Source organism: Sphingobium sp. VMM, from assembly GCF_056790315.1.
This window is the reverse complement of sequence record NZ_JBXGSI010000001.1, coordinates 498,394-510,523: the sequence shown is the minus strand read 5'-3', so window position 1 is coordinate 510,523 and position 12,130 is coordinate 498,394. Positions and strand designations below refer to the sequence as shown.

Genomic DNA, 12,130 nt, shown 5'->3' with positions numbered 1-12,130 from the left:
AGCTCAGCCACGGGGCAGTTCGATCACGACCATCGTTCCCTGGCCGGGCTCCGATACCAGTTCGAACGTGCCGCCATGGGCCTGTGCCAACTGCTTGACAAGCGGCAGGCCGATCGTCGCGCGCGCGCCCTTGCGATTCTGTTCGGCGCGACTGATCGCATCGAAGATCGTGGCTTGCCGGGTGGCATCGATGCCGGGGCCATTGTCCGACACGACCAGGCGCGCGAGATCGGGGCCGCCATCGCCGTGCAACAGCACCCGTGCGCCCGAGCCGCAATAGCGCACCGCATTTTCCAGAAGATGATCGACCGCCTGGCCGATCCGGCGTGCATCGCCCTGGATCACCCCCAGCGTATCCTGCAAGGTGACGGCAAGATCGATCCCCTTGGCCTTCGCCTCGGCATCGATGCGCGCCACGCTGGCACGCACCAGAGCCGCCAGATCGACCTCGCTGCGCTCGATCGGCAACGTCCCGGCCTCGCCCTGGGTCAGGTCGAGCACATTGTCGATCAGCATCGACAGACGGCCAGTGCTCTGCAGGATGCCGTTCACATATTCGACCGCGCTGTCGCTGAGTTCACCGGCATAGCCGGCGCTCATCATCTCGGCAAAGCCGGCGATGGTCGTCAGCGGCGTGCGCAACTCATAGCTCATGTTCGTGACGAAGGCAGTCTTGACCTTGTCGGCCTGCTCCAGCGCCTCGTTGCGGTCGCGCAGCATTTGCTCGACCCGCCGGCTGTCGGTGACATCCAGCATGGTGAACAGCGCATTGCCGTCCGGCAGCGGAATGGCGGCAAATTCGAAGATACGCCCGTCGGCAAAGCCGACATGGCCAACACGCTGCTTGCGCTCGACCGTCGCCGCGCGGACCAGTTCGCGCACCAGATTGCTCTGCTGCGGCTTGGCAAGCCGGCTTTGCACGGCGCGCATCAACTCGTCGATGCGGGGATGCTTGCCCAGCGCCTCTTCACTGATGTCCCAGATGGTGCGGAAACGGCTGTTCCACAGATGCAGGCGCCCATCCGACGAGAAGACGCCGATCGCCTCGAACAGATTGTCGAAGGTCGCTGTCCGCACCCGCAGCAGCGTGTCGCGCGCGCTCGACAATTGCACCTGTTCGGTCCGATCCTCGAAAATCAGCAACAGGCCGCCATCGGGCAGCGGCTGGGCATAGACGCGCAGATGCGTGCCATCGACCAGCAGCCAGTTCTCCTCCAGCGGATCAGGCGACAGGAACCAGTCGCGCCGCTCCGCGCGCCAGGCCGGAAAGTCGCGATTTTCCGGCAGGCGGCGGGCATCGCGCATCTGATCCAGCACGCGCTCGAACAGCGGCGCATCCGTGAGCGCTTCCTGCTTCAGGCCGAACAGGCTGATGAAGGGCTGGTTCCAGAAGCGCAGCGCCCGGTCGGGACCAAAGCGCGCAACACCGGCCGACAGACGATCGAGCAGATCGCGCTGCGCCGCTTCCAGCCGACGATGCTCGACCCGCGCCTGTTCCAGCTCATGCTGGTCCATCGCGAAACCTGCGACCCCGGCCGCGCCCAGCGGCACGTCGACGACGCGCATCGTCCGCCGTTCGCCATCGATCGTTGCCGGAACGATACGGGCAAGCGAATTGCCTTCGTCGAGCGCCTGTGCCGCGGCGTCCTGCGGGCTGAAGCCGTTCACATTCTCGACCAGTTCGGTGCCGTTCATGATCACGTCATGGGCGCCGGCGCCATCGACAGCACGGACATAGGCGCTGTTGACCAGGCTCAGGCGCAGGTCGGGCGTGCGGTGCCACATCGGGAAGGGCGCGGCCTCGACCAGTCCGGCGAGCGCCTCCAGCGCCTCGCGCAATTGCCCGACGGTCGCGCTCAGCGCCTGGATTTCCGCCTGGCTGTCGGTCGCGTCGAAGATCCACAGCACGACGCCGCCATTGGCGGCCAGCGCCGGCCCGGCTGGCGCACCGCGAACCAGCAGCGTGCGCGACGAACCGCTGCCCCGGATCGGCAGCGAAAAACTCTTGCCCGCTTTCTGTGCGGCGCCGATCTCGCGCCCCAGTGCTGCGGCATCGGCCGGCTCAAGCCCGCCATCGGGCGCCGTCAGTTCGGACACGAAGGTCGGCACGCGGTCCCGGCCCAGCCATTTGCCCAGCCGGTCGGCGGCCTCCATCCGGCCGTCGGGATGAATGATGACGGGCGCAGCCGGCGCCGACGCCAGCAGCGTCGTCAGCCGATCAAGCTTGCCCTGCGCCTGCATCCCTGCGCGGCGCATACGCTGACCCGTGATCAGCGCCCATATCGCAGCCCCCAGCCAGCCGGCCATCACCGTGCCCAGCAACAAAGTGGCAAGCGGGCTCATAGACCCCATTGCGCCATTCCCATCCCGTTCGCGACCAGTTGTTTATCGTTCATACAGACCAATGGCCACGGGCCTAACGCAACTTGGCGCCGGCGGAAAGCGCCCAGATATGATGAATGCCCGGCACAGCATGGTCCGGGCATCGGATAAGGTAAAAGGGGGAGGATGGCCCTCCACCTTTTTCAATTCTTAGTAGCGGTAGTGGTCCGGCTTGAACGGGCCTTCCACCGGCACGCCGATATAGTCGGCCTGACGCTGGCTGAGCTGGGTCAGCTTCACGCCCAGCTTTTCCAGGTGCAGTGCGGCGACCTTCTCGTCCAGATGCTTGGGCAGGACGTAGACGTCGTTACCGTAGGCCTCGCTCTTGGTCCACAGCTCGATCTGGGCCAGCGTCTGGTTGGTGAAGCTGGCCGACATCACGAAGCTGGGGTGGCCGGTGGCGTTGCCCAGGTTGACCAGGCGGCCCTTCGACAGGACGATGATCTTCTTGCCATCGGGGAACTCGACTTCGTCGACCTGCGGCTTGATCTCGGTCCACTTCATGTTGGCGAGGCCGGCGATTTCGATCTCGCTGTCGAAGTGACCGATGTTCGACACGATCGCCATATTCTTCATGGCGCGCATATGATCGACGGTCAGAACGCCTTCGTTGCCGGTGGCGGTGACGAAGATGTCGGCGCGCGGCGCGGCTTCTTCCATCGTCACAACTTCATAGCCTTCCATCGCGGCCTGCAGGGCGCAGATCGGATCGATTTCGGTCACGAGAACGCGGGCACCGCCATTGCGCAGCGAGGCAGCCGAACCCTTGCCGACGTCGCCGAAACCGGCAACGCAGGCGACCTTGCCGGCCAGCATGACGTCGGTGCCGCGACGGATGGCGTCGACCAGCGATTCCTTGCAGCCATAGAGATTGTCGAACTTCGACTTGGTGACGCTGTCGTTCACGTTGATCGCCGGGAAGGGCAGCTTGCCCTTCTTCGACAGTTCATACAGGCGATGCACGCCGGTGGTGGTTTCTTCCGACACGCCCTTGATCGACTGGACGGTCTTGGTCAGGAAGCCCGGACGCTCGGCCAGAACGCGCTTCAGCACGGCGCAGAAGATTTCCTCTTCCTCGTTCGACGGCGTGAACAGTTCTTCGCCAGCTTCGACGCGGGCGCCCCACAGGGCGAACATGGTGGCGTCGCCGCCATCGTCGAGGATCAGGTTACAGACGCCGCTGTCGTCATTGTGCCAGTCGAAGATGCGCTCGACATAGTCCCAATATTCCTGGAGGCTTTCACCCTTGACGGCGAAGACCGGCACGCCCGACGCGGCGATGGCGGCGGCGGCATGGTCCTGCGTCGAATAGATGTTGCAGGTCGCCCAGCGGACCTGCGCGCCCAGCGCGGTCAGCGTCTCGATCAGCACGGCGGTCTGGATCGTCATGTGCAGCGAGCCGGTGATGCGCGCGCCCTTGAGCGGCTGCGACGCACCGAATTCGGCGCGCAGAGCCATCAGGCCGGGCATTTCGGTTTCGGCGATCTCGATTTCCTTGCGACCAAAGGCGGCAAGGCCGATATCGGCGATCACATAATCCTGCGCCTTGTCAGCGGGTACGGTGGCCACGAGCCTGTCTCCATCATTAGAAATTGACCGGCCGCCGGCATAAGGAAGGCGGCGGCGATGGTCGGGCTTTACCAATCGCCGCCAAGCATGGCAACTCAATATAAAGTTTTCTTTATGTGTTAATTGGCCGGACCCCGAACCTGTGCGGACGGCAGGCGCGCTGCCCCTTCGGCCATGGCGATGGATCGACCCGTCGAGCCGCCACTCACGCCTTCGTCGGCCAGCAGATCATTGGCGAGGGCGATCGCCATGTCGCACTGGGGCGCATCGATCCGCGGCGCGATGCCGGCAGATTCCGACAATTTCCAGATCGCAGCCCGATTGGCCGGGACCGCATTGGCCGCCGCCTGGATCGCCTGAAGATCCCGGCATTCCAGCCCGCCGGCACCCGCGCCATAGCTGTTCGCCAGCATGATCACATAATCATCATAGGCGTCGAGGCCGCCCTCCAGACCCGCAACGTCCGCGAAGTGGCTGCGCAGCGCGTCATTCACCTCGACCAGAGCCGTCCGCTTTTCACGCACGAACTGGTTATAGGCCGGCAGGAAATCATAGGCGCTGGTGTTGCAGCGAAGCGCCGACACCATCAGCATCATCTCGAAATTGCGGACCTGTGCCGCCTCGACATGATCCTTCTTCCAGCAGGTCGCTGCCGACGCCGGCGCGAGCGGCATCGCGGCGGCAAGCGCCGCACAGATAATCTTCTTCATGAAATAACCCCGCATATTCCCCAGAGATGGAGAATGGGCGGAACCAATTGCTGCAATCTATCGCGCTATGGTTAAGGCGAATTTACCCTAAACGGTTCAGTTACGATGTCAGAACAAGCGGCCAATGGCTGTTGTTGTTCTGCCCCTGAAACGGCCGAAAATCGACAGCGCAACGGATCGAAAAGTCAGGCCGACCCGCCGCCGCTCACCAGATGGGCCGAATCGACCCCCGCAGCCGCATAGGCGTCGCGCCATTTGCGGTGCGCAGGCGTGTCGAACAGCAGGGCGGCATCGCCCTCGGCCAGGAACCAGCTTTCGCCGGCCATTTCCCGTTCCAACTGGCCTGCGCCCCAGCCCGCATAGCCCAGCGCGACAAGATAGCGGCTTGGACCGCGCCCTTCGGCAATCGCCTTCAATATGTCGAGCGAGCCGGAAAGACCCCAGTCCGGCCCGGACTGCACCATATCCTTCCCGGCCCAATCGAGCGAATGCAGCACAAAGCCGCGCCGCGGCTCCACCGGTCCGCCTTTCAGGACGGGCTGGTCAGGAATGGCCGAAGCGTCGATATCGAAACTCTGGAGCAGGTCGCGCAAGCCGACCCCCTCGACCTCCTCGCTCAGGGAAATACCCAGCGCCCCATCCTCGTCATGCACGCATAGCGCAATCACGGAATGGTCGAAGCGCTCATCTTCCATGCCCGGCAATGCCAGTAGGAAGCGGCCGCCATAGAAGCACGGATCGGTCATGCTGCGGAATATAGGCAGAAACGCGCCAATGCCAATCGGCGACCGTCGCGACAAAGGGGCATCGTGCCATATTCCGCGCCCGCACCCTTGACAGCGAAGGCGCGAGCAACGAACTCCGCGACGCCACAGGCCAGGAGACAAGATATGACCATCGCCAAGGGTGACCGCCTTCCCAGCACGACCTTCACGAAGATGACCGAAAATGGACCCGAACAGGTTGTTTCGGACGAATATTTCGCGGGCCGCACCGTCGCCCTCTTCTCGGTGCCTGGCGCCTTCACGCCGACCTGCTCGGCCAAGCACCTGCCCGGCTTCATCGAAAAGGCCGACGCGCTCAAGGGCAAGGGCGTCGATGAGGTCGCCTGCACCGCCGTCAATGACGCCTTCGTCATGGGCGCATGGGGCAAGTCGGCCGGCGCCGATGACAAGGTGACGATGCTGGCAGACGGCAATGGCAGCTTCGCGCAGGCCGTGGGCCTGACCATGGACGGCAGCAAGTTCGGCCTTGGCGAGCGCGGCCAGCGCTTCTCGATGATCGTCAAGGACGGCGTCGTCGAGGAACTGAACGTCGAAGCACCGGGCGACTTCAAGGTCTCCTCGGCTGACTTCATGCTCGAACAGCTCTGAATTTTCTGGTCGCGCGCCCGGCCCGGTCGGTCGGGCGCGCGATTGTTTCGCTGGCATCTTCCTTCCGTCACACAAGTGCGGTAGCAAGAGGTGATGACACAGAGCATCGGCACAGCGATCGTCGCGCAACTCGACGCCATCTATCAGACATCCATCGAAAATCTGCGGGAGGCCATGCGTGCCTATGCCCGCGATGGCAGCATCCCGCCGCCCGAGGCTCGGGCCGATCGGCGCTTCTGCTACCCCGAACTGCGGGTCACCTATCAGGATGACAGCCAGGCGCCGCCGCCGGGCCGTTCGTTCGCGCGCCTGTCGAAGCCCGGCCGCTATGTGACCACGGTCACCCGGCCCGCCATGTTCGCCGATTATCTCGCCGAACAGATCGACCTTCTGGTCCGCGACTATGGCGTGGAGGTCGAAACCGGCCTGTCGGATCAGCAGATCCCCTTCCCCTATGTCCTCGACGGACTCGACATCAACGCGCTCGACGGCACGCCGCCGACCGAGTTGGCGCGCCACTTCCCGGCAACGGAACTGGCCGAGATCGGCGACGAGATCGCCGACGGACTGTTCACGCCGGATGCCGAAGGCGACCGCCCGCTCGCCCTGTTCGACGGGCTGCGAACCGACTTCTCGCTGGCGCGCCTGAAGCACTATACCGGCACCCCGGCCGAGCATGTGCAGCGCTATATCCTGTTCACCAACTATCATCGTTATGTCGACGAGTTCGTGGACTGGGCCTGCAAGGAACTGCAACGCCCCGACAGCCGCTTCACCGCGCTATCGGGTGCGGGTGGCGTCTTTGTTACGCCCGAAACCGCCGATCCCGCGCAGATGATCGCCGACAGCGCCTGGCGCAAGCACCAGATGCCGGCCTATCATCTGATCGCACCGGATCGCAGTGGCATCACGCTGGTGAACATCGGCGTCGGCCCGTCCAATGCGAAGACGATCTGCGACCATCTGGCGGTAGTGCGTCCCGAAGCCTGGCTAATGATCGGCCATTGCGGCGGCCTGCGCCCCAGCCAGCGGATCGGCGACTATGTGCTGGCCCACGCCTATCTGCGCGACGACCATGTCCTCGACGAGATGCTGCCGCCGGAAATCCCGGTGCCGGCGATCGCCGAGGTCCAGGTCGCGATGGCAAGCGCCGCCGAGGCGATATTGGGCGGCGGCAATCCGGAGGATTTCAAGCGCCGCCTGCGCACCGGCACGGTCGTCACCACCGACGATCGCAACTGGGAATTGCGCTATTCCAGTTCCGCCCTGCGCTTCAGCCTGTCGCGCGCGGTCGGCATCGACATGGAATCCGCCACCATCGCGGCGCAGGGTTATCGCTTCCGCGTCCCCTATGGGACGTTGCTCTGCGTATCGGACAAACCGATCCATGGCGAACTGAAGCTGCCCGGCCAGGCCAACCGCTTCTATGAGGAAGCCATTGCCGGCCATCTGCGCGTCGGCCTGATGGCCTGCGAACTGCTGCGTCAGGAAGGACCAAAGCTGCACAGCCGCAAGCTGCGCGCCTTCAACGAGCCGCCCTTCCGGTAAGGCCGGAATCTCCGCGTCGTTGCCCGATCCCGCTGGATCAGGCGGCGGCGCGGGCCACCGTGACCCGGTTCTTGCCCTCGCGCTTCGCGGCATAAAGCGCCGCATCCGCCCGCGCGACCAGATCGTCCAGTTCCCGATCATCCGGCCGCAAATCGGTAACGCCAAAGCTGGCGCGCAACAGCGCCTGGGGCGCCTCACCAAGGCGCAGGCAGCTGATTTCCGCCCGCACGCGCTCCATCGCATCGGCCGCGACCTCTGCACCGGTATCCACCATCAGCAGGCCGAACTCGTCGCCACCCAGGCGGCCGACCACATCACCGCGCCGCACCGCGTTGGTCAGCAGATGGGCAAAGCCGCGCAGCGCGGCGTCGCCCGCCATATGGCCATAGCCGTCATTCAGCCCCTTGAAGCCATCCAGGTCACAGATGACCAGCGCAACCGGTCGCCCCTGGCGCCGGGCGTTGGCGATCGCCCTTTCGGCGGCCTCCTCGATACCGCGACGGTTGAGGATGTTGGTCAGCGGATCATGCATCATCTGCTGCCGAAGCTGCTGGGCCAGGTCGCCCGCCACCACCAGCACGGCCGTGACCGCCGTGCCGACATAGACGGTCGGCATGAACAGTCCCAGGATCGCCCGATAGAGTTCCTTGCCCTCCTCCGGGCCGCGGATCAGGCCTGCGGATGTGGCCAGCGCCAGCTGGCCAAGGGCAAAGGCGAGCAGCGCGGCAAAGAAGGCCAGTTCTGGTGGCGTGAAGGAGCGATTGCGCGGCCAGAGCGACAGCGCACTGACCGCCATGAGCAGACCGACATAGGCGGGAATGATCATCCCCTGCATGATCTGACTGCCCACCGGCCCGATCGCAATCGCCATTGCCAGGCTCACCAGGACAGCCGGGACGGCAAAGGCAAGCAATTGCAAGGGGCGGCCCGACCGCTGACGGATGCCGATCCCCAGTAGCGACGCGCTGACAATGAGGCCGATGCCGGTCAGGATGAACAGCCAGCGGCTATGCAGGAAATAGCCACCTGCATTGGCGATCCATTGGAGGATGGCGACCGCATAGGATGCGGTCCAGGTCAGCACATGCCTCTGGCGGCCGAAATGCAGCCATGAAACACCCATGGCGATGGTCGTCACCAGGGCAGTACCGAAAAGCAGGGAAAGAATAACGGCCGGCGCGCTCATGCGCCGGCCATTTACCAATTTTTACGGCGACTTACCAGCCGCAGGACTTGCCCTTATTCTGCGTCTTCAACCATGTCTGAAGCGGCGCGAAATAATTGACCAGCGCCTTGCCCGACATCTCGCGGCTGCCGGTGAAGGCCTGCAGCGCATCGGGCCAGGGCTTGGATGCACCCATCTTCAACATGGCATCAAGTTTCTCGCCTACTGCCTTGTTTCCATAGAATGAGCAACGATGGAGCGGCCCCTTCCAGCCGGACTGGCGGCAGGCAGCCTCATAGAATTGGAACTGCAGCACGCGCGCCAGGAAATAGCGGGTATAGGGCGTATTGCCGGGGATATGGAATTTCGCGCCGGCATCGAATTTCGTCTCGTCACGGGACACCGGCGGGACGATGCCCTGATACTGACGGCGCAGGTCGGTCCAGGCCGACTCATATTTGGATTCCGGGATCGATCCGTCGAACACGCCCCAGCGCCATTTGTCGATCAGCAGGCCGAACGGAAGGAAGGCGACCTTGTCCATCGCCTGGCGCAGCAACAGGCCCAGATCCTTGTCGGTGCCCGGCACCTTGGCAGGATCGAGCAGGCCGATCTTCACCAGATAGTCCGGCGTGATCGACAGCGCGATGAAATCGCCGATCGCCTCGTGGAAGCCGTCATTGGCGCCGTCCAGATAAAGCGGCTTCTGGATATTATAGGCGCGCTGGTAATAATTATGGCCCAGTTCATGATGGATGGTGACGAAATCATCGCCATTCACCTTGGTACACATCTTGATCCGGATATCGTCCTTGTTATCCAGATCCCAGGCGGAAGCGTGGCAGATCACTTCGCGGTCGCGCGGCTTCACAATCTGCGAACGGTCCCAGAAGGTCTGCGGCAGCGGCGCAAAGCCGAGCGAGCTGTAGAAGCCCTCCCCCGTCTTCACCATCTTGATGGGATCGTAATTCTTGGCCGTCAGCAGGTCGGTGATGTCATAGCCCAGGTCGCCGGCACCGGCGGGCGCGACGATGTCATAGATATTGCCCCATTCCTGTGCCCACATATTGCCGAGCAGGTCCGCGCGGATCGGCCCGGTCTTGGACTGGACCGCATCGCCATATTTCTCGTTGAGCTTGGTACGAGTGTAGCAGTGCAGATCATCGTAGAGCGGTTTTACTTCGGCCCAGATCTTGTCGGTCAGCTTGGCGAAGTCATCGGCCGGCATGTCATATTTCGACCGCCACATCGCGCCGGTGTCGGCAAAGCCCAGTTCCTTGGCCCCCTGGTTGGCGATCGTCACCAGCTTGGCATAGTCGCCGCGCATCGGGGCGCCGACATTATCGTGCCAGCTGACCCACATTTCCTTGAGTTCGTCCGGATTGCGGTCCGTGCCCATCTTCTCTTCAATGTCGCTGCCGTTGATCGGCTGGCCGTTCAGCGTGCCCTTGCCCTTGCCATAGGTGGACTGGAGCTTGGTCGCGAGGTCATTCAGTTCCTGCGAGGCGCCCGGCGTGGTCGGCGCAGGCAGGGTCAGCGCGGTGCGCAACAGCGTCAGGCGACGCTTGGTCTCTTCGGTCAGGCCCGGCGCGGTAGCGAACTTGGCCGCCTCCAGCGCATAGTCGACCCGCATCGTCGTATCGATCGCGCCGAAATAGGAAGCGAGCGCGTCGGTATCGTCGGTGATGTAGGTTGCGTTGATCCAGGCGGCCCGGCTGCTGATCAGCGACTGATCGAACAGCGCCTTCTCCGCCTTGGTCAGGAAGGCTTCGGCCTCGGCCGCGGTCGGCTGCTGCGTGGTCGGCGTCTGCTGCGCCAGCACCGGCGACGCAACAAGGGCAGCCGCAAGCGCGGCGATCGAAATGGCGATTTTCATGGAACTTGGCCCCTCAGGTCTTCTTATGGAGCCAAGGTGGATTAGGCGGACGAGACAGTCAAGCGGTCAGGAAATCGACCATCGCCTGGCCCAGCTCCTTGCGGGTCACCGCGTTCATATGATTGCCCGGAATCTCGACATAGCGGCCATTGGGCAGCGCATCGACCAGCTCCTGCGCAATGCCGTTATCCTGATCGTCGGCGCCGCAAATCACCTCGGTCGGCTGCTGGAAGCCGGCAATCGTCGCCTCGTCCGTATCGACGAAGGTATTGAGGATGTGCAGCATTGCCACCGGATCGCCCTTGGTGGTCTTGAGGAACGCCTCGGTCATCCATTCCGACGTGCCGCGCTCGAACGTGCCGAGATTGGTCAGCACCTTCTTGTAATAGCCGCCCTTGTCGAGCGTCTTCGTGAGGCCGCGCAGGCCCATGCCGGCCAGGATCACCCGGCGCGGGGTCGCGCCGCGCGCCAGCATCCGCACGGTCGTGCGCGCGCCTAGCGAATAGCCGCCCAGATCATAATCGGTCAGCCCCATCTGCTCGACCAGCGCCAGATTGTCGTCGGTCAGCGCATCGGCCGGATAGGCCGCTGCGTCATGAGGCTTGCCGCTTTCGCCATGACCGCGCAGGTCCGGCATGATCAGGCGGAAACCCGCCTCCACCAGCTTGGCGGCATGACCGTAGCGGATCCAGTTGGTCCAGGCGTTGGAGAAATAGCCGTGGATCAGCACCAAATCGCGTCCCTGTCCCACGACATGCACCGCGATCGGCAGGCCGCCCAGGCCCTTGATATCATGGCGTTCGATCTGCAGGTCGGTCATTGTGCTGGTCCTTCGGGGCTTGGGGCCTCGCCGATAGGATCTCCGCCGCGCCCGCGCAAGAGCGCGATCAGGGCAAGGGCGCTGCCGATCTGGGCGGCGGCCATGTCCTTCTGCGGATCCCAGACATCGCCCTGCTGGCCGTTATAATAGTCCGCCGTCTCGCCGACGGCGATCACTGTCAGCAGCCATTCGAATATCTCGTAGAGCGCACTGCCGAGGCCGATCGCGGTAAAGGCGAAGGCCAGGCTCCAGCCATGGCATAGGCCGCCCCTGCGTCGCGCAATCTCCGCCACCGGTGCGGTCAGCAAAGCCCCAAAGGCGAAATGGACGAGCCGGTCATAAGCATTGCGCTGCAGCCCGAGGAGGCTGGAAATATCATGACCGCTGAGCATCCGAGCCCAGTCATCATAGGGCACATAGGAATAGATCCAGCGCGCGCCGAAGGTGTGGAGCAGCAGGAACAGCCAGATGCAGCCGACCGATCCGGTCGAGAGCGGCCAGCGCCGCAGCAGCCAGGGCGCCGTGAGCGTCAGCAGCAATGTCGGCCCATGCTGCAACGGGGCAAGGTCGGGAAAGGGCTGCGTGACATTGGCCAGCCCGATTGCCACCAGCAAGGCGGCGATCATCCGGCGCTGCGCGACAGGAAGAGCCTTCCACGTCGCGACAGCGCCGGAGATCATGTGCGGG

Annotated in this window: 10 protein-coding genes; 2 read left to right on the top strand and 8 right to left on the bottom strand. The window is 63.8% G+C overall.

Going from position 1 to position 12,130, the window contains the following annotated elements:
• Positions 1-3 precede the first annotated feature (3 nt).
• From ACUCV3_RS02540 to ACUCV3_RS02525, 4 genes are all read right to left on the bottom strand, one after another.
• Positions 4-2,352, bottom strand: coding sequence for a sensor histidine kinase (locus ACUCV3_RS02540; RefSeq protein ID WP_004207175.1), 2,349 nt, complete (start codon positions 2,350-2,352; stop codon positions 4-6).
• Between the two features lie 180 nt (positions 2,353-2,532).
• Positions 2,533-3,951 (bottom strand): adenosylhomocysteinase, encoded by a 1,419-nt coding sequence (ahcY, locus tag ACUCV3_RS02535; protein ID WP_482240366.1) that lies wholly within the window; start codon positions 3,949-3,951, stop codon positions 2,533-2,535.
• Between the two features lie 119 nt (positions 3,952-4,070).
• Positions 4,071-4,661 (bottom strand): hypothetical protein, encoded by a 591-nt coding sequence (locus ACUCV3_RS02530; protein ID WP_235654749.1) that lies wholly within the window; start codon positions 4,659-4,661, stop codon positions 4,071-4,073.
• 185 nt (positions 4,662-4,846) lie between these two features.
• Positions 4,847-5,407, bottom strand: coding sequence for a YqgE/AlgH family protein (locus tag ACUCV3_RS02525; protein ID WP_482240365.1), 561 nt, complete (start codon positions 5,405-5,407; stop codon positions 4,847-4,849).
• A gap of 144 nt (positions 5,408-5,551) precedes the next feature.
• Between ACUCV3_RS02525 and ACUCV3_RS02520 the strand changes: the two genes are divergently transcribed.
• Complete coding sequence (locus ACUCV3_RS02520) at positions 5,552-6,034, top strand: redoxin family protein (protein ID WP_482240364.1); 483 nt, start codon at positions 5,552-5,554, stop codon at positions 6,032-6,034.
• Positions 6,035-6,127: 93 nt separating this feature from the next.
• On the top strand, positions 6,128-7,582 hold the full coding sequence (locus ACUCV3_RS02515; protein WP_010338771.1) for an AMP nucleosidase: 1,455 nt from the start codon (positions 6,128-6,130) through the stop codon (positions 7,580-7,582).
• A 37-nt stretch (positions 7,583-7,619) separates the two neighbouring features.
• Here ACUCV3_RS02515 and ACUCV3_RS02510 read toward each other — a convergent pair whose 3' ends face one another.
• The 4 genes from ACUCV3_RS02510 to ACUCV3_RS02495 are packed head-to-tail and all read right to left on the bottom strand — an operon-like array spanning position 7,620 to position 12,123.
• Positions 7,620-8,768, bottom strand: a complete 1,149-nt coding sequence (locus ACUCV3_RS02510; protein WP_482240363.1) for a GGDEF domain-containing protein — start codon at positions 8,766-8,768, stop codon at positions 7,620-7,622.
• Positions 8,769-8,799: 31 nt separating this feature from the next.
• Positions 8,800-10,623, bottom strand: coding sequence for a M2 family metallopeptidase (locus ACUCV3_RS02505; RefSeq protein WP_482240362.1), 1,824 nt, complete (start codon positions 10,621-10,623; stop codon positions 8,800-8,802).
• Between the two features lie 58 nt (positions 10,624-10,681).
• Positions 10,682-11,443, bottom strand: a complete 762-nt coding sequence (locus ACUCV3_RS02500) for an alpha/beta fold hydrolase (RefSeq protein ID WP_010338774.1) — start codon at positions 11,441-11,443, stop codon at positions 10,682-10,684.
• Positions 11,440-12,123, bottom strand: a complete 684-nt coding sequence (locus ACUCV3_RS02495) for a DUF2238 domain-containing protein (RefSeq protein WP_279728892.1) — start codon at positions 12,121-12,123, stop codon at positions 11,440-11,442. The genes ACUCV3_RS02500 and ACUCV3_RS02495 overlap by 4 nt, the downstream gene beginning before the upstream one ends.
• Positions 12,124-12,130 lie beyond the last annotated feature (7 nt).